18 protein-coding genes and 1 pseudogene are annotated in these 19,463 nt (G+C 63.4%); 8 read left to right on the top strand and 11 right to left on the bottom strand.

The window, feature by feature from the left end:
* The first annotated feature begins 94 nt into the window (after positions 1 to 94).
* The 3 genes and pseudogenes from DM995_RS16190 to DM995_RS16180 form a co-directional block, all read left to right on the top strand.
* Complete coding sequence (locus tag DM995_RS16190; RefSeq protein WP_116970091.1) at positions 95 to 1,234, top strand: ABC transporter permease; 1,140 nt, start codon at positions 95 to 97, stop codon at positions 1,232 to 1,234.
* Positions 1,231 to 1,938 carry an ABC transporter ATP-binding protein gene (locus tag DM995_RS16185; protein WP_232824448.1) on the top strand — a complete coding sequence of 236 codons (708 nt, stop codon included), beginning with the start codon at positions 1,231 to 1,233 and terminating at the stop codon, positions 1,936 to 1,938. Before DM995_RS16190 ends, DM995_RS16185 begins: the two co-directional genes overlap by 4 nt.
* 3 nt (positions 1,939 to 1,941) lie before the next feature.
* Positions 1,942 to 2,574: pseudogene (locus tag DM995_RS16180) on the top strand (efflux RND transporter periplasmic adaptor subunit); the annotation flags it as partial.
* Positions 2,575 to 2,923: 349 nt separating this feature from the next.
* On the opposite strand, the gene traA reads toward DM995_RS16180, so the two are convergent.
* On the bottom strand, positions 2,924 to 5,776 hold the full coding sequence (traA, locus tag DM995_RS16175; RefSeq protein WP_116970090.1) for a Ti-type conjugative transfer relaxase TraA: 2,853 nt from the start codon (positions 5,774 to 5,776) through the stop codon (positions 2,924 to 2,926).
* Between the two features lie 173 nt (positions 5,777 to 5,949).
* Here traA and DM995_RS16170 point away from each other — a divergent pair, with 173 nt between their 5' ends.
* From DM995_RS16170 to DM995_RS16160, 3 genes are read left to right on the top strand one after another with little or no spacing between them, the layout of a single operon-like run.
* Positions 5,950 to 6,273, top strand: a complete 324-nt coding sequence (locus tag DM995_RS16170) for a conjugal transfer protein TraD (RefSeq protein WP_116970518.1) — start codon at positions 5,950 to 5,952, stop codon at positions 6,271 to 6,273.
* A 1-nt stretch (position 6,274) separates the two neighbouring features.
* Entirely contained in the window at positions 6,275 to 6,511 is a 237-nt protein-coding gene (locus DM995_RS16165) for a conjugal transfer protein TraD (protein ID WP_116970089.1), read from the top strand.
* 19 nt (positions 6,512 to 6,530) lie between these two features.
* Entirely contained in the window at positions 6,531 to 6,713 is a 183-nt protein-coding gene (locus DM995_RS16160; RefSeq protein ID WP_116970088.1) for a DUF6771 family protein, read from the top strand.
* A 20-nt stretch (positions 6,714 to 6,733) separates the two neighbouring features.
* Here the strand turns inward: DM995_RS16160 and DM995_RS16155 are convergent, their stop codons facing one another.
* The 4 genes from DM995_RS16155 to DM995_RS16140 form a co-directional block, all read right to left on the bottom strand.
* Positions 6,734 to 7,162 carry a Ros/MucR family transcriptional regulator gene (locus DM995_RS16155; protein ID WP_116970087.1) on the bottom strand — a complete coding sequence of 143 codons (429 nt, stop codon included), beginning with the start codon at positions 7,160 to 7,162 and terminating at the stop codon, positions 6,734 to 6,736.
* A 24-nt stretch (positions 7,163 to 7,186) separates the two neighbouring features.
* Positions 7,187 to 8,110 (bottom strand): HEPN domain-containing protein, encoded by a 924-nt coding sequence (locus DM995_RS16150; RefSeq protein ID WP_116970086.1) that lies wholly within the window; start codon positions 8,108 to 8,110, stop codon positions 7,187 to 7,189.
* 54 nt (positions 8,111 to 8,164) lie between these two features.
* Positions 8,165 to 8,338: a sigma factor-like helix-turn-helix DNA-binding protein gene (locus DM995_RS16145; protein ID WP_232824507.1), complete on the bottom strand. Its 174-nt coding sequence runs from the start codon at positions 8,336 to 8,338 to the stop codon at positions 8,165 to 8,167.
* Positions 8,339 to 8,409: 71 nt separating this feature from the next.
* A complete protein-coding gene (locus DM995_RS16140; RefSeq protein WP_116970084.1) occupies positions 8,410 to 9,300 on the bottom strand; it encodes an ArdC family protein in 891 nt (296 codons plus the stop codon).
* A gap of 436 nt (positions 9,301 to 9,736) precedes the next feature.
* On the opposite strand from DM995_RS16140, the gene DM995_RS16135 reads away from it, so the two are divergent.
* A complete protein-coding gene (locus DM995_RS16135; protein WP_116970517.1) occupies positions 9,737 to 9,940 on the top strand; it encodes a helix-turn-helix transcriptional regulator in 204 nt (67 codons plus the stop codon).
* A gap of 412 nt (positions 9,941 to 10,352) precedes the next feature.
* Here DM995_RS16135 and DM995_RS16130 read toward each other — a convergent pair whose 3' ends face one another.
* From DM995_RS16130 to DM995_RS16110, 5 genes are all read right to left on the bottom strand, one after another.
* On the bottom strand, positions 10,353 to 11,582 hold the full coding sequence (locus tag DM995_RS16130) for a serine hydrolase domain-containing protein (protein ID WP_116970083.1): 1,230 nt from the start codon (positions 11,580 to 11,582) through the stop codon (positions 10,353 to 10,355).
* Positions 11,583 to 11,644: 62 nt separating this feature from the next.
* Positions 11,645 to 13,192, bottom strand: a complete 1,548-nt coding sequence (locus DM995_RS16125) for a carboxylesterase/lipase family protein (RefSeq protein ID WP_116970082.1) — start codon at positions 13,190 to 13,192, stop codon at positions 11,645 to 11,647.
* 54 nt (positions 13,193 to 13,246) lie between these two features.
* Entirely contained in the window at positions 13,247 to 15,493 is a 2,247-nt protein-coding gene (locus DM995_RS16120; RefSeq protein ID WP_198669391.1) for a TonB-dependent receptor, read from the bottom strand.
* Positions 15,494 to 15,588: 95 nt separating this feature from the next.
* Entirely contained in the window at positions 15,589 to 16,827 is a 1,239-nt protein-coding gene (locus DM995_RS16115) for a hypothetical protein (RefSeq protein WP_116970080.1), read from the bottom strand.
* A gap of 71 nt (positions 16,828 to 16,898) precedes the next feature.
* A complete protein-coding gene (locus DM995_RS16110) occupies positions 16,899 to 17,627 on the bottom strand; it encodes a GntR family transcriptional regulator (protein ID WP_116970516.1) in 729 nt (242 codons plus the stop codon).
* Positions 17,628 to 17,783: 156 nt separating this feature from the next.
* Here DM995_RS16110 and DM995_RS16105 point away from each other — a divergent pair, with 156 nt between their 5' ends.
* The gene (locus tag DM995_RS16105) at positions 17,784 to 18,794 is read left to right on the top strand and encodes a serine hydrolase domain-containing protein (RefSeq protein ID WP_116970079.1); all 1,011 of its coding nucleotides are present in this window, start codon (positions 17,784 to 17,786) and stop codon (positions 18,792 to 18,794) included.
* Positions 18,795 to 19,180: 386 nt separating this feature from the next.
* Here DM995_RS16105 and DM995_RS16100 read toward each other — a convergent pair.
* Positions 19,181 to 19,463 (bottom strand): tyrosine-type recombinase/integrase (locus tag DM995_RS16100; RefSeq protein ID WP_502696592.1); only part of this gene is annotated, 283 nt, incomplete at its 5' end.

The following is a 19,463-nucleotide window of genomic DNA, read 5'->3' as shown; positions in this document are numbered from 1 at the left end:
ACTAAACGTTGACGTTCATTAAATAGGTTATATTTTGAACGCCAGCGTACAGCATGATTCGCTGTTTGCAAGCTTTCCTGAGGGATTTCCGCGCATGATGTGGATCGCGATCCGGATGCTGACGGGCGACCGGGTGAAATTCTATGGGCTGGTCTTCGGTGTCGCCTTCTCGACGCTGCTGATCACCCAGCAGCTGACGATCTTCGTCAACCTGCTGCTGCGTGGAGCAGCGGCGGTGCACGAGATACCCAGCGCCGACATCTGGGTGATGGACCCAGCCGGGCGGACATCCGATGTCACCTTGCCCATGCCATCGACCGATCTGCAGCGCGTGCGCGGGGTGCCGGGCGTCGACTGGGCGGTTCCGCTGATCCGGTCCGGCGCCAATGTGCGCACGCCCGACGGCGCGCTCGAACCGGTAACCGTGATCGGGCTCGACGATGCGACGCTGACAGGCCTGCCGCGCAAGCTGCTGATGGGGCAACGCGAAATGCTGTTCGAGCCCGACGCGGTGTTCATCGACGCTGTCGGCGCGCGCAAGCTGTTCGGTGAAGACGCTGCCGCGCTCGGCGTCCGGCTCGAGCTCAACGACCAGCGCGCAGTGATCCGCGGCCTGGTCGATGCCGAGCCGACCTTCACCTCGGGCGTGATGCTCTACACCCGCTATTCGAATGCGCTCAACTACGTGCCGGGCACGCGCAACCGGCTGTCGTTCGTGCTGGCCCGATCGGACGCGGGCGAAGACGCGGCCACCGTGGCGCGCCGGATCGAGGCGGTGACGGGCCTGCGCGCGCGCACGTCGCAACAGTTCGCCGAGGACGGCGTCGATTACATCATCGACAATACCGGCATTCCGATCAATTTCGGCATCACCGTGGCGCTCGGCGTGATCGTCGGCATTGCCATTGTCGGCCTGACCTTCAGTCTGTTCATCCGCGACAATATCAAGCAGTTCGGCGCGCTGAAGGCGATCGGCGTGACCAATGCCCGCATCCGGCAGATGGTCGTCGCGCAGTCCGCGCTGGTCGCGCTGATCGGCTATGGGCTGGGCCTCATCATGGCGGTCGCGTTTCTCGAGATCGGCGGATATTATTCGGACGCCTTCAAGGGCTTCTACACGCCCTATCAAATCCCGCTGATCGCCGCGGCGGTCGTCGCGCTGATGATCCTGATCACCGGCTTTGTCGCGCTGCGCCAGGTGCTGAAGGCCGAGCCGGCGGAGGTGTTCCGGTGAGCGAGGCCTGCGCCATCCATGTCGAGCATGTCGTCAAGGATTTCCCGATGGGCGACGGCCATCTGCGCGTGCTGCACGACATCAATCTCGACATCCGCTCGGGAGAGTTGACCTATCTGGTCGGCGAATCCGGATCGGGAAAGACGACGCTGATCTCGATCATCGCCGGCATTCTCTACCCGACCGAAGGCAGTGTCAGCGTGTTCGGCACCGATATCTACCGGCTGACCGATACCGAGCTCGTCAACTTTCGCCTGAGCACGATCGGCTTCATCTTCCAGCAGTACAATCTCATCCCGTCGATCAGCGCGGCGGCCAATGCCGCAGTGCCGCTGATCGCTTCCGGCGTGCCCCGCAAGGAGGCGACCGAGCGCGCGCGCGAACTGCTGCACCAGCTCAATATCGGCGACCAGTGCGACAAGCTGCCGCGCCAGCTTTCGGGCGGGCAGCAGCAGCGGGTCGCGATCGGCCGGGCGCTGATCCATTCGCCGCGGCTGGTGGTGTGCGACGAGCCCACCGCCGCGCTCGATGCGCGCTCGGGACGGCGGGTGATGGACCTGCTGCGCGAGGTGGCGCTCGCCACCGACCGCGCGGTCGTCGTCGTCACCCATGACAACCGCATCTTCGACCTCGCCGACCGCATCCTCGCAATGGAGGACGGCCGTATCACCCATGATGGCAAGCACATGCCCAAGGACCATTGAACCATGGCCAATCTCAGCTTCTCCCGCCAGATCCTGCCCGCGCTGGCTGTCCTGTGCATCCTGGTATCCGCGATCTTCGTCGCGCGCAGCCAGCCCGATCGCGCGCTCGCTCAAGTCACGGAAACACCTGCCCAGGTGCCCTCGGAGCAGAAAGGCGGAACAGTGGCCGGCGCGGGCGTGGTCGAGCCGTCCAGCGAACTGATCGAGATCGGCGCGTTCCTGCCCGGCGTGGTCGAGCGAGTCCATGTCCGGGCCGGCGATCAGGTGGCAGCGGGCCAGCCGCTCTTCTCGATCGACAGCCGCGGTGCCCGTGCCACGCTGGCCGAGGCCGAGGCGCGGGTCGAGCGGCTGCGGGCGAGCGTGGCGGCGGCGCAGACATCTGCATCCATCGCAAGGCGCCAGCTGGGACTGTACGGCGATGTGAATGACGATCGTGCCATCTCGCGCCAGGAGGTGATAGAGCGGCAAGGCAATGCGCAGACAGCTAACGCGCAGCTGGCCGTTGCGCGAGCCGAGATGCGCGAGGCGCAGGCGCAGCTGCAATCGGCGCGCGTGACGCTTGACCGGCTGACCGTGCGCGCACCGAGCGCCGCGCAGGTGCTGCAGGTGCGCACGCGCGAGGGACAATATGCGACCGCCGGGCCTGCGCCAGGCAACAGTTCCGAGCCGCTGATGACGCTCGGCGTGACAAGGCCGCTGCACGTGCGCGTCGATATCGACGAGAACGAGATCGACCGCACCGCCATCGGCCGCGATGCCGTCATCAGCCCGCGCGGAAATGCTGCGGCCCGAGTCACCGCACGCTTCGTCCGCGCCGAGCCGCTGGTCGTGCCCAAACGATCGCTGACCAACGCCTCGACCGAGCGGGTCGATATCCGCGTGCTGCAGCTGATCTATTCGCTGCCCGAGCAGGGCCATCGGCTGTTCGTGGGGCAGCAGGTCGATGCGTTCGGCCGCCATTCTCAACTAGATTGTCGCGCGGTTCTCATCCTGATTGTCGCGCAGCAGCGAGCACCGACTCAAGCTGAGGATCGCGCTCAAGGCCCTTGGCCATGCCGACCAGAGAGGCACGCACCTTGTCCGAAGCGGCCGAGCTGCCGTTCTTGCGAAGCGACCGATACTGCTGCGACTGCCGCTGCCACTGATCGACAAATGCATCGGCCCGCCGCTCATTGGCAGCGGCAACACGCTGCGCCTCGATGCGCAGCTTCGCCTGCTGCTCCATCGCCTGGATGGCGCGATCGGTCTTGCCCTTCACGGCTTCTGGAATGAGGCTCAGATCCCGGTTTACTGCCTTGCGCAGATCGCCAAAACTGTCGGGTCTCAACGCATTGAGCTCGGCCCCAGCCTTGTCCAGCGCAGTGCGCTGCGAGGCGAGCGGCTGAAGCCCCTTGTCACGCATGGCAACAATGTCCTGCGCGACGCGCGCGAACCGCTGCACAGCTTTGTCGAACACCTGCTTGTCGGTCGCCATGTCCGGCAAGGTGACTTTGACACGCACCTGAGCGGCTGGTTGGCGTTCCGCTGATGCATTGGCCCCCTTAAGCAAATCAGCGAGATGACCGCTGCGACTGACCTTCAGCCCGGCACGAGCTTCACGCTGCGGCTGCTGCTCCGCTGCCTTCTCCGGCTGCCGCGTATAGTCGCTGGCCATGTCTTTGCCCCGCTCGCGGCTGAGCGTGCGGGTGAGCGCTTTGCGATCGGCAAAGTCATCCTTGCCATAATGCAGATCGACCTGGCTGCGGTGCCGCGACAGCGCGACATAAGCCCCATGGCTGTCCATGCCCGGCGTCGCCAGCAGCTTGACCTGATCAACGGTCATGCCCTGCGCCTTATGGATCGTGGCCGCATAACCATGATCCAGATGCGCATAATCTTTCAGATCGAACGCCACCGCCTTGCCATCGTCGAGCTTCACCGACATGCGCAAAGCGCTGACGCTCTCGACGGTGCCAAGCGATCCGTTCTTCACGCCCAGCGAGCGTTCGTTCTTCAGGAACATGATCCGGTCGCCATCGGCAAACATCCGCGCGCCGCGCTCGACCTTCAGCGCAACGTCATCGCCCAGATCCCCGCTGGCACGAACCTTCTCGCGCACCGCCTCGTTGAGCGCACGGACCTCGTCATTGGTGTGCGTCAGGATGATCCGGCTGGCATCGGGCTTTGCCTGTCGGTCACGATCCCAGGCATCGACAAGCTCGGCGCGCGCGGCTTCGCGCGTCTCTGCGACATGCACGTGTCCAGCTTCCTCATAGCGCCCCAGCGCCTCGCCCGTCCTGCCAGTAGCCAGCTCACGCGTTGCTTCCCGCTGCCAGTCGATCTGCTGCCGCCGGATCGATGCGATCTCCACTGCACCATGCCGCTCGGCGGCGGACCTAAATGCAGCGCCTGCCTCGATCGCCTGCAACTGCTGCGGATCGCCCACCATCACGACCTTCGCACCAGCACGCTCCGCTTCAGAGATGACGCGCTCCATCTGCCGCGTGCCGAGCATGCCGGCCTCGTCGATGACGAGCACATGCATGCTGGTGAGCTTCTCTCTTCCCTGCGCCCATTGATGCTCCAGGCTTGCGAGTGTGCGCGACGGGATGCGCGAGCCATGCTCCAGCCCCTCGGCTGCAATGCCCGAGAGGGCTGCACCCTGCACCGTATAGCCAGCCCGCACCCATGCCTCGCGCGCCACCCCCAGCATCGCGCTTTTCCCCGTTCCGGCATATCCGATGACATTGCTGACGCCTTTGGCCGATGTGACATGTTCCAGCGCTCCGCGCTGCTCAGCCGACAAGTCCATGCCCCGCGCTTTCGCATTCTGCAGAGCAAGCTCGCGATAACGGTCAGCAACAGCATGACTGCGCCGCGCTTCGAGCCGGATCGTCGCACGCTCCAGCCGCTGCTCGGTCTCGATCATCTCGCGCGAGGTGAACCGGTCATTCCCCTTGCCGTCTCTGCCAACGGCAATGAGCTCGGGCGCGTTCTTCACCGCCGACATCACGGCATCGAACTGCTCCTTGTCGGCGCTGTGCCGGTGCGCGAACATCGCAAGGTCACGCGTGGTGAACGTCGCCTGCTGATGCGTAATGGCGCTGAGCGCAATGTTAGGATCGGCGATAATCTTCTCGCCGTTCGATCGGGCGATATCGGCATGCTCGGCCAGCCGCTCGGGCGAGAGCCCTTCGCCCGCCATGCGCGAGGCAGCAGCGCCGATCTTCGACTGCGGCTCCAGGTCGATGCCCTGTGCGGCAAGCGAGCGATGATCGATCCGCGCATCGATATCGAGCTCGGCCATACGCTGGTTGGCATGGGTGGCCCATGCCTCGCGCCAGTGCGTGAGCAGCTCGGTGCGGTTCCAGTCGCGAACCTTGGGGCCGAACGTGGCAACACCATCGTCGCTGACCACGATCTCGCGCATGGTCAGCATGACATGCGCATGTGGCTTGGCCTCGCCATCTGCGCCGATATCCCAGTGAACATTGAGATCGGCGATCATGCCGCGATCCACGAACTCGGCTTTGACGAAGTCGCGGGCCAGTTCGATCACCTGTTGCTGTGTCATCTCCCTTGGCAGAGCAAACTCGATCTCGCGGGCCAGCTGCGCGTCCTTGCGAACCTCGGCTGCCTCAACATCGTTCCAGAGCCGCTCGCGATCGGACCAGGCCTCGTTGGCCCCTTCGGGCAGCATGACCTCGCTGTGGACGACACCCGCCTTGTTGGTGAAATCGTGCGTGCGCCCGAGCCGGTCATCGTGCAGCCGCTCGGCTGCGCGATAGGCCGCAGCGGCGAGCGCAGACGATCCGGCTGCGCGGGAGATGGTCTTGGCCGAGAAGTGGTAGATCGCCATGGCGATGTACCATTTACGGCATTTTGCGCAGGTCGGCACGACGTATAAGCGCGCCCTCCACCGTTCTGGTCGCCGTAGATTTGACAGGGTCTCACGATGACCCAGCCTGTTGTCTGCTGGATGGGAGAGGGATAGCCGGTTGGTCGTTCACCGACAACGGAAGGATGCCCATCATGCGCAAACCCCGCGATTACGACGCCGAGCTGCAAGCCCTGAACGACAAGGCCAAGCAGCTCCGATCGCGCAAACAGACACAGCTTGGCGAGCTCGTCATTGCCACCGGGGCCGACGCTCTCGGGACTGAAGTGCTGGCGGGCGTCCTGCTCGCCGCGACCGGCAACGATGATCCGTCACGAAAGGAGGCCTGGCGCAAACGCGGCGTTGCGTTCTTTCAGGGAAGCACCAATGCTCGCCGATCAGCTGGCAAGGACACTAGCAGCACACAAGCGATCGATCCAGGGGCGCAACCGTCTGCTGGCACACCGGGCACGGCATGACATGCGCGAGTGGCGGGTCAAACGCAGAGAGCGGACACAGCAGCTGATCGAGCTGGGCGGGCTAATCGCCAAGGCAGAGCTCATCGAGCTGAAGGACGATGACCGCGCTGTGATCCTCGGGCTACTCATTGAAGCAGCCAACACGTTGCGCGGCGACAACCGCGACCTGCAGCTGCTGCTTTGGCGACGCAGGGGCGCGAGGGCATTCGCACAGAATCAGTTGGCGGACAGCAGATGATCGCGCATAGGCTCGCACCATGACGGGGGATATCAATCAACTGGTGCTGCGCGTTCTCGAACGCGCACCGCAATGGGTGCGGCAGGATCTGCTCTCGGGCGATGCTGGCGTGCGGGCGCGCGCCGAAGAGACACTGGCTGCGATGATCAGCAGCGCGCTGGCGGAAAGTCAGGCCATCGATTCCGATAGCGGATCAGCCTGACTTTTCAGCGCAGCTGAACCTTATTTGCTGCCAGCCTTTTTGGGCCTGCCACCGCGCCCGTTCTTGCCGAGCCCGATCTCCATCGCCAGCTCGCGGCGGCGCGCTGCGTAATTAGGCGAGACCATCGGGTAATCCTTTGGCAGGTTCCACTTGGCGCGGTATTCCTCGGGCGTCATGTTGAAGTTGGTGCGCAGATAGCTCTTGAGCATTTTGACCTGCTTGCCGTCCTCAAGGCAGACCAGATAGTCGGGCTTGATCGAAGAGCGGACCGACACTGCCGGCTTCTGCTCGGGCTGCGGCTCGGGTTCCGGTGCCTCACCAAGGCCGGAAAGCGAAGAATGCACGCTGCCGATCAGCGTCGCGACATCGGCAATCGAGACGCTGTTGTTGCTGACATGGGCAGCGACAATGTCGGCGGTCAGCGCCACGAGAGTATCTGTATCTTCCATCGATCGTCCCTTTCGATCTGTTGATTATGCATGGACCTTCTGTTCGAGCATCGCAATGCGCTCGGAGCAGATGGAATGAACGGCGCGGCCCAGTTCTTCGACGCAGCCGCCGAGCCAGAGCAGCTCCTCTTCGGTGATGCGGTAATGTTTCGAGTAGCGCGCCTTCACATAGGCCTCTTTGAGCTTCTCGAACCGCGCGCGATCGGTGCGCGTGTCGCGCGGCCAGGCATCGACGAGGCGCATATCGATGCGCTCGGCCTGGCTGCGCAGGAAACCAAGGTTGTGCACGTGCGGCGTGTAGAAGGTGCAGACCAGCAGCACGCAATGGTACATGCGCTCTGCTGACTGGTGGAGGTCAAAGACAGCCTTCTTCAGCTTCCCCCGGTTCTTTGCATCGGTAAAACCGTCGTAGAAGTCTGACGCACTCGGCATCCACTCGTCAAAATACTCCCGCGCCATAGCCAACGCCTGCTCGGGCGTCTTCGGCTTGGGCGTGTGCAGCGCGCGGTCGTCGGCCTCGTGCAGGGCGATGCCGTCCTTCGCGACGTCCATGAAGAAATACCGGCCATGCGCCAGCCCGTCGTTCACCTCCTGAAGCGTGTGCACGATGAAGTTGACCGGCGTGTGCAGCGTCCGGTCGATGGCCAGCTCGCGGATCAGACGATCCTCAAGCTTCAGCCAGTAATCGACCCGCTCGGTGAGCCGCTTGTCGTTGACGATGATCAGCAGATCGAAATCAGAGCGATAGCCCTTGGCCGTGTGCGGCTCGTCGACCCAGCCGCCCCGGGCATAGCTGCCATAAAGGATCAGCTTCTCGATCCGGCCCTTCTTCTTCCACTTGTTCGTGGCGAGCGCCAGCGCGTCCTCGAACTCCTCGAAGATGATCTGCTTCACGCGCTCAAGCTCGCGCTGCTTGTTGGCAGGTAGATGATCGATATCGGTGCGCATGACTTCAGCCACCCTGTAGAGATGACAGACACTTGGCAAGGTCGAAGGCGGCCCTCATCGCCAGAACTGCCACCACTTGTGGTGGCGTTCGTGCATGTGCCGGTCGAGGATGCGCAAAGCGCCTGCGAAGTGCTGTTCTACCTCGGTGACGGTGATGCTGTGCAATACGGCAACCTCGGAATAGCTGAGCTCATCGACACGGATGGCGAGAAATATCTCGCGCTGCATCGGCGACATCCGATCGACGGCGCGCTCGGCGCAGCGCAGCCGCCGCCGCTGCGCTCGTGAAAGGCGGGCGCTCATGCTGCGTCCTCCGTGAAAGCCAGCAGATAATCTGCTGCCTTGCTGGCAGCGCTGGCAGCGCGGAAGATCGCCTTCTCATCGTCGCGCAGAACCGAAAGCCAGGATGCGATATAGTCGCTGTGGCGGACGGTAGGTGCAATGCCGAGCGATGCGCACGTGAACGCGGCTGCCATCTCGGCGACTAGCTCTTCGCGGGCATAAGGTTGCGAACCAAAGCTTCCCTTCTGGTCACGGTCGAGGCGGCTCGGATGGCCGGTCCAGTGGCCCAGCTCGTGCAGCGCGGTGCGGTACCAGTTGACCGGCTCGTGATAGGCGGCCTGCGGTGGTACCTGCACGAAGTCATGGGCCGGGCTGTAGAATGCGGCGTCGCCGCCAATGTTGAACCTGGCGCCACTCTTCTTGATGATCGCATCCGCCTCAGCAACGGCAAGAACCGGATCGGTCGCGACCGGGGCTGCGATCATGTCATCGGGCAGACCTTCGCACTGGTCGACATTGAACACGGTGAACCGCTTGAGGAATGCAACGGTGCGGGCCTCGCGGTCTTTGCCCCTCGCCTGTTCGGCCTCGGCCTTCGGCGTAAACCTATCGGCATAGCAGACGGTCGTGCCCTTCTCGCCCTTGCGGACATTGCCGCCTGCGGCCTGTGCCTGACGATAGGTCAGCCAGCGCTGCGAACCGTAGCCCTTGCAGACCACTTCGGCCCAGAGGATCAGGACATTGATGCCCGAATAGCGCCGGTCGGTCGCTGCGTTGTGTGGCATGGTGCAACCGCAAAGCGATGTATCCCAGGGCTGAACCCAGGGAAGCCGTCCCTGCTCGAGCTCGGCGATGATGCGTGACGTGACCTCGCTGTAGCGGCTCTGTCGGATAGTGCTGTGTTCCATTGTCCTGTCTCCTTCCCACCGTAACCCGGCCCGGGAGGGGCGCTGGGGGGCGGCGAGAGATCGCAGGGCGGCCACGCTGCAACGGGCAGCGCGCATGCCGTAAGGCACCGCAACGGAGTGTATGACCCGCAACGCAGGTTGCGCGCTGACCTGGCGTGGCCAGAGGCGATTGACGGCCCCCAGTGTCCCGCCCGAGCGGGGCAAACGCCGCCGCGCAGCGGCGTCCGCAGACGCGCTGCCAAAGCGCCAAGACATCAAGAGACGTCGTGAGCAGAAATAATCTGCTTACGCCGCAGCATCCGAAAACAGGCGCGCCGCGCTCCCCTGCCCCAAAGCCTGCGAAGCACCCGCATGCCGTTCGATTGACGCTGCGCGGCGCATCGCCAATCTCATCGCAGGCAGGGGCAGATCACATCACCAGATGGAGACAATGGCCATGGCTTCCCATGCACCCGACAGGTTCTTAAGGCTCAACACCGTGCTCGATCGCACCGGGCTTTCCCGCGCGACGCTCTACCGCAAGATCCAGGCCGGGACTTTCCCGAGGCAGGTCAAGCTCGCCGAGCGATGCTGCGGGTGGCGGGAGTCCGCCATTGAGGAATGGCTCAAGAACCCGATGTTCTATGAGGTTGTCGATTGAACGGGCAAATTGAACGGCAGCCGTCGCATGCTGAGGGATGCAAGAGCGACTAGGAATTCGTCAAGCGACATTCAGCGATGCGCTCCGATTTCAAGCCATTGCGGCCCCATGCAATTGCCTGAAAGCGGACATCGCTGCCAGTTGGTCCGAATAGCCGAGTTTGGGACATTTCCGCCATTCAAGAGTGCCTAACGGAACGGCAGGTCTTATCAGCCGCCGACGTTCAATTGGCTATGCGGTCGATGGCAGTAGTGGCTAAGGCTCGACCCACTGCTCCCGCTGGCCGGTCTCGCATAATGGTCGCAGCTGACCCTCCAGGCATTCGACAATCGCAGTCGCCACGCGGCCCGAAGGGACGGATGCCTCCCCCACCCGCTTTGGGCTACCGAGCAGGTGGGGGCTAGTGTACGCTTTAAGACGTTGGTACTCGGCTTTCGATTGCAGTTTCGATCAACCTTTGCATCTGCTGTTCCAGCTCCACGCCCTTAGCATCACCGCCGCTGGATATTTCGGTGGCGATCAGCGCGTAGTAACCAGTCTGCCGGTCGATCCAGCCGGTCCAGCCAAAAGCGCCCGGAGACGAATTGATCTTCGAGGTTGCGCACGCCGCAGGCGTGTCGCATTCGACAAACGAGCCCAGAGCATATTCCCAGGTCGAGGCGCTGCCGGGGACGAACAGGCGCGTCAATCCGGCGGTCCGCTGCTGCGTGAAGGTGTCCATGTCGACGATGAAGGCACCTCCCAGGAACGCGCGCAGCAGCTTGGCATAATCGCGGGCGGTGGAGTGGCCTCCGCCTGCAATCCAAGGGTTGGTCGGCGCGCTCCCTGCAGGATCGTACAAGGCCGTGCTGGTCATGCCGAGCGGCGTCGTGATGTGCTGGGCAAACAGCTCGTGAATGTTGCGCTGTCGTGCAGGGGATGTACCCGGCGCAATGCTCGTGTCCTTGGCCTCAAGATATGCTGCGGCGACCTGCAGCCCGTGGGGTCCATAGCTGAACTGAGCGCCTGGCGCATTGCCGGGGCGCAAGGCATCATACCGGAGATCATGAATGCTTTTGGCACAGTTATATAGCGACATGGTGGGCAGCAGCTGGCAGCCGCCCACGAGCGGATTGGCGTTGAAGCCCGATGTCATCGACAGCGTGTGCTTCAATTTGACGTCTTTTTTGGTTCCGGTCGTCGTCCAGAATGCCAGCGGTGGACGCATCGGATCGTCCAGCGTTGCCAGCCCCGCCTGCACCATCCGCATCGCCAGCGCGCCGGTGAACCATTTGGAGGCCGAGGCAATGGGGGTCACCCGATCGATGCTGAAACTGCCTTTCTCGAACTCGTACAGATATTCCGAGTCCGTAGCATTGCCGACGATGATGTAGGCATTGTCGACCTGCGCATCATCCATGATCGCCTCTTCAAGCGCGGTCCAATCATAATTGAAACCGCCGACTGTCTTGAACACACCTGCCGGCGCGGAAGCGGAAGAGGCGACCAGGGGAACAGACGATCGCTGCGGCGATGTAGGCGGCAGCTGGACCAGAAACTCGCCGGACCCTGCCGACCCGTCCTGCTGCGATTTTGCCGCCAGCGCCAACGCACCGCTCGCCGCGGCTGCTGCCAACCACACTCCCGTCTTCAACCTTGCCATGTCCGTCTCTCCTTGCTTGCTTGGATTTATCGATAGCTGGCAGGCGAAGCTGGCCGCTGCGGTCAGGGGTTCACCCCCGTTCGCTGCGCATGCACCTTGAGCAGATGGTCGAGCTGAGCCTTGCGAAATTGGGGCACGATAGCCGTTTGCGGGCCGAACACGGCGGCGCGGTCACTTGCGCTGTCGTATCGCGGCCAGTGAGGAGCCAGCGGGCAATCCGGCGCGCCGGTCTTGGCAAATGCCACCCAGCAGGCGGATATGCTTTCGCTAAAGCTGCGATCGGCGGCACTGACCGGCCCGGCGACAGACGCGAGATAATCGAGAGTGCCGAACACATATGGGATTTCAGACCCGTGCGCCGCGCCCTTGGCCCGCGCCTGCCGCTCTTCAGCCACGTAATCGAAATGGTAGAGGTAGCTTGCTGCGCCCTCGGCGGAACGCTGCGCCAACCAGCGCGCTGGGGCGACGAACCAGGCATCACCCAGCACCTGCCTCGCCAGTTCCTCGTCGGCCAATCCCGCCCCATACGCAGCGCGCCCGACGGCGGGATCATCGCCAAGGTATAACAGCGCAGCCTCAAGCGGCACGCCCATAGCGAGGATGACGCTGGCCTCGTTGCTATTGGCGCCAACCAGCAGCGGCACGTCGATCAGCTCACTACGGGCAAAGACCCGCCACGGCGATTCGCGGACCAGGCGGCCATCGATGAACGGCCCGGCCAACCCCCCGGGTTTGCGGACCTCGCCAGCCTTTACCAGCGCCTCGACCGGCAGCGCGCGCAGATCGTCCGCAGTTGCGGAAGAATCTGCCCCGGCCCGCGCGGCTATCGCCAGCCCGCGCGCTTCTTCATCCGCCAGCGTCTTCATATCCGCCAGACCCACCCCGGACTGGACGATGGCGCGCGCAAAAAGCCCTTTGGCTTGCGGATTGGCGAGCAGGGTCGAGACCGCGATCGCCCCGGCGGATTCGCCGAACAACGTGACCTGGCGCGGGTCGCCACCAAATGCGGCAATGTTTGCCTGCACCCATCGCAAGGCCGCCAACTGGTCCATCAGCCCGTAATTGCCAGTCGGCTCACCAGCCGGGGCCGCACGTGTGAGCGCGGGGTGCGCGAAATAGCCCAGCGCGCCCAGGCGGTAGTTCACCGTCACCACGATGACCCCCTGCTGAGCCAGCGCAGTGCCATAGAATGCAGGGAATGTTCCCGACCCGATGACGTGTGCACCGCCGTGGATCCACACCATCACCGGCAGCTTGCGCGCGCCTGCAGGCCGCCAGATGTTGAGCTGCAGGCAGTCTTCGGATTGATTATCGGCAACGCCCCCTGCCACCACCGCAGGCCGGATCGTCTGCGGACATGCCGGCCCCAGCCGGGACGAATCGCGCATGCCCGTCCAGCGCGGCGCAGGCTGCGGCGCACGCCAGCGCAACGGGCCGACCGGCGGCGCGGCGAACGGGATAGCGTGGAACCGCTCCAGTTCCCCATCGCGATCCCCTGCCAGCTGGCCTTGCTCCACGTTGACCACCGGCCCCTCGGTCGGCTGCTGTGCCATGGCACCGGTCGGCACAAGCCATGCCAGGGCCGCAGCGATGAAGGTAAAACGGCGCATAAGTGCATGCCTTGATGTTGGACCGGCTTTCCACCGGACGATCAACTGTCGCGATCAGAACCGGGCGCGGGCCTCCACGCCGAACACGCGCGGCTGGCTGTAGCGGTTGATCGTGGGTGCCTGTGCGACGAAGTACACCTTGTCAAACACGTTGTTGGCAAAGGCGCTGATGCTGAAGCCGCCGACATCGACGCCCAGGCGCAAGTTGACCAAAACATAATCGTCCAGATCGACCGAGGTCGCGGTCAGTTCCTGCTTGCCGCCCCATTGGCCGTTCACCAGCACGTTGCTGATCAGCGTGACATCGCGGCTGACCGGATAGCGCAAGTTGAGGTTGGCCGACGCCAGCCAGTCGGGCACCTGCGCCAGATCAAGCCCGACAAAGCGGCCCGATTTCACCTCCCCGCCCTGATGCGATCCGCTAAGCGCAAGCCGACCGGAGCCGTCCCCCAGATCGAAGCCCTGGCTGTATTCTGCCTCGATGCCCCAGCTTTCGGCGTCGCCGGCATTGGTGAGATATGCGACTGCGGCCACCGGGCAAGCCGCATTGGTCAGCGCGCAGCCATCATCGACCTGTGCAATCAGGTCTTCCAGCTTGGTGAAATATCCGGCGATCGCGAAATATCCACGCCGCACCGGCGATCCTTTGAAGCCAAGCTCGTAGCTCGTGCTTTTCTCGTTGCCGAACAGAACCTCGACCGGGCGCGGCGCGCGCGGATCGGACAGGCGGGTGTTGAAGCCGCCCGCGCGATAGCTGCTACCGACCTTGCCATAAGCGAGGATATCGGGCGTGACCTTGTACGCAAGCGTTGCGTTGTACGACAGGTTGTCCGCCGTGATACTGTCGTCGATGATCCGGGACGGACCACCGGTGGGCAGCAATGTCGCCAGATCGAACAGCCTGGCGGTGATCGTGCGGCTGTCGCGCGTGTAGCGCAGTTCGCCGGTAAGGTTCAGGCTGTCGGTCAGGTCATAGCCCAGCGACCCATACGCGGCGTAGCTTTCAAAATTCAGCCGCGCGGGCGCAATGTTGCCGGGCGAAGGATTGGCAGGCGTCGGCGTGCGGGTGGTGGTAACCGAAAAGTCGCTGTCGAGGATATAGGCGTCGGCCCCTGCAAGCCAGGTCAGCCGCCCGGATTTGCCGCTGATATGCAGATCCTGCGAGAATATATCGGTGGTATCGACAATGAAGCTGGCGCTGCTGGGGTCCAGCGGCGTGGCCGCACCGATCTGCCCGGCCGCGCGCGCCCTGGCGAGTTCGGCAGGGCTGATCGCGTCATTATCGAGGTCGTACTCCGAATGACGCCTGCGGTAAGACGTCGTCCCGCTCAATTCTGCCCCGCCCAGGTCGATCTTCAGCAACGCCTGCAGGCCATCAACATCCTGGGTAGCGCGCGGCGCGGTGTTCCATGGGTAATTGAACCGGTCCTGCGCATATCCGCCTGGGAAACCGGGCGTACCCGCCGGAATGAAAATCTGGTAATGGATCGTGGGGACGGTGAAGGACTGGGTTTCCGCCATGATGGTCAGATCGACTGGTCCCCGGTTGAGCCGCAACTGGCCGCGAAGACCATGGCCCTTTTGCTGGTCGAAATAGACATCGTTGTCGGGGTTGTAGAAAAAGCCATCGTCCTGCTCGACCAACTCACCGCTCAGTCGGAACGCAAGCCCATCGGCCACCGGCACATTCACCGCGCCCTGCACCTGCAGGGCGTTGTTTTCAAATGTATAGCGTACGCTGCCCCAGCCGGACAGGTCGAACTCGGGCGCAGCCGAGATGATGTTGATCGCGCCGCCCACCGCATTGCGGCCATACAGCGCGCCCTGTGTCCCGCGCAGCACCTCGACGCGCCCAATGTCGAGAAAGTCGAGCCGGGTGAAGTTGCGCCCGCCGATCGCGCCGCCACCGATATACGCGCCATTGCGGTACAGGCCGATGCTGGGATCGCCGTTTGTGGCACGCGCGGTCGATGATGCGCGGATCGAGATTTCCGACGTGATCGACGAATTGAGGTTGTTGAAGCGTACGCTGGGCTGATCGGCGAGCAGTTCGCCGCTGCCGGTCGCACCGCCCCGGTCGTACAGCGATGCAGCATCGATCACCGAAGCGGCGCTCGGCACATCGGCCAGCCGCTCCTCGCGGCGGCGCGCGGTCACCACGATCGAGCCGTCATTCGTATCTGCCGCGCTGTCCTGGGTGGCTGTCTCGGCTTCATCATCCACCGCCTGAGCAAAGGCCGGAGTTGCCATCGCCGTCCAGACTGCCGCCGAGCAGTAAAGCAGGTGCGCGGTGCCCCTCATAGATTCCTCTCCATTTTTCCAGCGATTATTATCGATAATTCTCTGCATAAGGCGCGTCGGTGTCAAGGCCAAAACCGCATGGCCGTGCTTAAGCCTTAGATCCTGGGTTGGAGAGCAGACGCGATTAGCGCGCAGCAACCTCTCGCAGCAGCGTGCAGTGCATCAGGCAGGATCGTGTCTAGCGTGTCCGATACCGCATGGTGCTGGCGATGCGCGCCAAAAATGCCTGCGTGGCGCGGATAGCCGGCCTTGACGATTTCCTGCAACTCGCCAGCGGCACCTTCTGCCGACGAATAGGCCGTCTCAAGCCCCGGCTGCTTGCGGAATGCTGCGCGCGCATTTGCGACCAGATCGTCCGATGTCATCAGGAAGCGGAAAGGATCGGCGCTGGCCAGAGGCAGCAGCCGATCCGGCAATTCATGCCAGTCGCGCGTGGCGACATTTGCGCCCAGGTGCAGCCAAAGGGCAGTCTGCTGTGGTGGGGGACCAAAAGTCTCGATCATGCGCCTGGCACCCAGATTTTCGTACTCGTGACCCGAGTTGTTGACCATCAGGATGTTGTATGATCCGAAGTAGCGCGGCAGCCACTGCGCCAGCGCCAGCCAGATAGCCACCCCCGGCCCACGCTCGCCGACGCAATCGGTCCAGCCCGAACGCGGGGTCGAAACCACGACCCAAGGCGCGCGCGGACCGGTGCGCTGGCCGATGATATTCTCTGCCAGACGCTGGCCCGCCTGCCCCTGAATGTGCAGCAGCGCCGCACGCCCGGCCTGCGCGGCTTCCACGACCGGTCCTGCCTCGCGCGGCGCAAGCAGCGCGATCGGGACCGGTGCGAAGGGGGAATCACCACGCGCATTGAGCAGCAGGGCCTCGCCGGTCGGCCCGGTGGTGACGACGATGACTGCCACCGCCCCGCGCGCCACCGCGTCGGCAACCGGCTTGCGTACCCCAGCATCGATCAGCGACGACCAGCGCCGATAGGGCAGACGGACCACTGCGATGCTGCCTTCAAGCGTGCCGCCAATATCCGTCAGCCTCAAAGGTGCACTGGTTCCCGCTGGCGGCGTGGCCACGACGAGCGGTTGCGCAATCAGCGGGATCGCGGCATTGCCTAGCAATAGCTCGCAGCGCCCAGGCTCAAAGAACGGTGCATCAAACGCCTGCCGCTGAACCGCAAAGCCGGATGCTGCCAGCCGCTCTGCCGTCCAGTCCGCTGTCGAGCGATCCCCCGCGCCGCCAGACTGCTTGTTGCCTGCCGCGGCATAAGTGCGCACATCTTCCATCAGCCGTTCGACGGATAGCGGCGCACTGCTCAGCGTCTCGGCGGCTGGCACGGCGAGGGGAGCTGCAAGCGGGGCGGCAAGCCCTGCCTTCAACACGGCTCGCCGACGCATGTCGCTATGGCTCATGCCGGTTTGCTCCGGCGCCGCGCGGGCCTGGCCTTACTCCTGCGGTCCTTGTATTCCTGTAGTGCCTCGGCAAAGCTCGCCTGTGTAACGCCGATCAACTCACGCGCGGTCGCGTCGGCCGCATCCGCCTCATGCGCCACGATATGGCGACAGAGTTTTTCGTACAATACCGCCGATTGCTTTCCGGCCTCACTGGCATGCTCGGTCAGGTAGGTTTCGGTGTAGACATTGTGCTGCCAGCGCGCGAGCAACGCGACCCGGTCGAGCAGTTCCAGGGCCAGCGGCGCGTTGCAGCGCCGGGCAATGAATCGACCGATGCGATTGGAGACTCGGATATGTTCGAACGTGTTGTTCGACCGCTGGGTGATGTCCTTGTACTCGACCAGCCGGTGCATCAGTTCGCGGCCATCACGGTCGCTCATTGTCTGGCTTGCCAACCGGCAGACCACACCGAAAAGAGCCTTCCACAGCTCGTACACCTCGTTGGCGGCATGGTCGTCGACATCGATCACGAACGTGCCCCTCCACGGCACCACCTTGACCAGACCGATGCGCGCCAGATGGCGGAACGCCTCGCGTACCGGGGCATGCGAGACATCGAATCTCGCCGCGATTTCGCGCTCCCGCAGCCAGGTGCCCGGCGCGATGCGCCATTCGACGATGTCGTTGGTCAGCAGTCGCGCAATGACCCGGTCCTGGGTAGGGGTGGTTTCCTCATCGGTCATGCGGGCGGTCATGGCTTTCAAGCTGGAGCAATTCAGGAAGCAAACGACAGCAACATCCTAGCCATGCTGAAACGGCTGGCAATCGATCGTTGTCAAACATATTATTATCGATAATATAAATAATGACAAGAGCAACTGACAGAGGAGTTTCCTGTGATGAGGCATTGGCGCGCACTGGCATTGGTGACAGCCGTATGGCTTGCTCCGCAGGAAGCGGCAGCCTCAGCGCCGACCATCCCTGGCTGCGATGCTGCCATCGCCTACTCAAAAGCGCATGGTGGCGTCGCGGTGCTGGTGCTGGCAGACGGTCGCGCTGTTTGCGCCTCGCCTGGCGTGGACCTGCCGCACGAATTGTGGTCCGGCACCAAGAGCTTGATTGGGTTGGTGGCAGCCGCGGCCGTGCAGGACGGCCTCATTACCCTCGACGAGCCAGCCGCCGCCACGATCACCGAATGGCGCGGCGTCCCGCAAAAGAGCGCAATCACGATCCGGCACCTGCTGTCGATGACCAGCGGGCACCCTTCTGCCGTCGGTCGGCCGCTGAGCTATACTGAATCGTTGAATGTGCCGCTGACCCAGCAACCGGGCGCAGCCTTTCAATACGGACCGACACCGCTGCAGATCTTCGGCGAGATTTTGAAGCGCAAGCTTGCCGCTACAGGCCAGAGTGACGACCCCCGCGCCTATGCCGAGCGGCGCCTGCTGCAACCTCTGGGCGTGATGGTAGCTGATTGGCGCAATGGACCGGACGGCCAGCCGCTGATGCCGCAGGGCGTTGTGATGTGCGCCGAGCAATGGGCAAAGCTTGGCGAGTTCGTGCGCGCAGGCGGCATGCAGGATGGAAAGAGGCTGGTCGACGAAGCTGCCCTGCGCGCACTGTTCGACGGCAGCACGCCCAACCCTGCCTATGGCCTCACCTGGTGGCTTCCGCGCGCCACCCCTGCCCAGGACGCCATTACCGCCGCTACCGACATTACGAAGGCAGGCCCCGAGTTTCCCCGTGACATGGTGGTGGCAGCAGGGGCAGGCGACCAGCGGCTGTACGTCATCCCCTCGCGCAAACTGACCATCGTGCGGCAGGCAAAACTCAACATGGCGGATATGCTAAGCGGAAAGCCGAGCGGCTGGTCCGACCGGCGGTTCCTGAGATTACTTCTGGGTACCTGACCTTGCCTAGCGCCATAAACTAATGATGCGATGCTCGTTCTCAGGATTTCCGGGGAAGATGGAACCCGCACATAGTCGTTTTCGATGGTGCGACCACCGATATTGCGTGCCAGACATTTTGACGAACGCTTGGATGGGGGCGTCTATCATGCATTTGACCGCGCAACCTCAATTCGGCGGCTTCTGTCGGGAGCGGACGTTTGCTGTGAAAGCCGTGAGCGACCAAATCTGGGTCGGCAGCCGCCGGAAGGTTCTGGGACTTTGCGGTCATTGCGTGCGCGACGCCTGATTGTCGAGACCTGCCGTTGGTGAGGGGCAGATCTGACGGTAGCTTTCCGCCAATCACCCCCTTACTCGCCATTCAACAAACTGGCCAACTCCAGCCTTTATCTCCGAGCAGCCTGCGGAAACTTAGGCCGGAGAACGTTGGCGCCACCTTTGAGCTGATCGAGATAATCAGACCAATGCTGCATCATGCGGACCCGCTCTTCCCAATACTGCCCGCGAGTATAGGCTCTGCGCACGGCGTTGGCTTCTACGTGGGCAAGTTGCCGTTCGATGGCATCGCTGTTCCAGATACCCATCTCATTCAGCAGCGTTGCTGCCATGGCGCGGAACCCATGCGCGGTCATTTCGTCCTTGGTATACCCCATTCTGCGCAGCGCGCCG

It is taken from the genome of Blastomonas sp. UPD001 (assembly GCF_003426715.1).
Classification (GTDB): Bacteria; Pseudomonadota; Alphaproteobacteria; order Sphingomonadales; family Sphingomonadaceae; genus Blastomonas.
Note: the sequence above shows the minus strand (reverse complement) of the source record. Positions and strands in the feature narration are given on the sequence as shown.

Bases quoted from the DNA above. Each gene is read 5' to 3' on its own strand.
- DM995_RS16145 (WP_232824507.1), bottom strand. From the start codon at position 8,338: ATGCAGCGCGAGATATTTCTCGCCATCCGTGTCGATGAGCTCAGCTAT.
- DM995_RS16110 (WP_116970516.1), bottom strand. From the start codon at position 17,627: ATGACCGATGAGGAAACCACCCCTACCCAGGACCGGGTCATTGCGCGA.
- DM995_RS16160 (WP_116970088.1), top strand. From the start codon at position 6,531: ATGACGGGGGATATCAATCAACTGGTGCTGCGCGTTCTCGAACGCGCA.
- DM995_RS16135 (WP_116970517.1), top strand. From the start codon at position 9,737: ATGGCTTCCCATGCACCCGACAGGTTCTTAAGGCTCAACACCGTGCTC.
- DM995_RS16150 (WP_116970086.1), bottom strand. From the start codon at position 8,110: ATGCGCACCGATATCGATCATCTACCTGCCAACAAGCAGCGCGAGCTT.
- DM995_RS16130 (WP_116970083.1), bottom strand. From the start codon at position 11,582: ATGGCAAGGTTGAAGACGGGAGTGTGGTTGGCAGCAGCCGCGGCGAGC.
- DM995_RS16170 (WP_116970518.1), top strand. From the start codon at position 5,950: ATGCGCAAACCCCGCGATTACGACGCCGAGCTGCAAGCCCTGAACGAC.
- DM995_RS16120 (WP_198669391.1), bottom strand. From the start codon at position 15,493: ATGAGGGGCACCGCGCACCTGCTTTACTGCTCGGCGGCAGTCTGGACG.
- traA (WP_116970090.1), bottom strand. From the start codon at position 5,776: ATGGCGATCTACCACTTCTCGGCCAAGACCATCTCCCGCGCAGCCGGA.
- DM995_RS16140 (WP_116970084.1), bottom strand. From the start codon at position 9,300: ATGGAACACAGCACTATCCGACAGAGCCGCTACAGCGAGGTCACGTCA.
- DM995_RS16165 (WP_116970089.1), top strand. From the start codon at position 6,275: ATGCGCGAGTGGCGGGTCAAACGCAGAGAGCGGACACAGCAGCTGATC.
- DM995_RS16190 (WP_116970091.1), top strand. From the start codon at position 95: ATGATGTGGATCGCGATCCGGATGCTGACGGGCGACCGGGTGAAATTC.
- DM995_RS16105 (WP_116970079.1), top strand. From the start codon at position 17,784: ATGAGGCATTGGCGCGCACTGGCATTGGTGACAGCCGTATGGCTTGCT.
- DM995_RS16125 (WP_116970082.1), bottom strand. From the start codon at position 13,192: ATGCGCCGTTTTACCTTCATCGCTGCGGCCCTGGCATGGCTTGTGCCG.
- DM995_RS16155 (WP_116970087.1), bottom strand. From the start codon at position 7,162: ATGGAAGATACAGATACTCTCGTGGCGCTGACCGCCGACATTGTCGCT.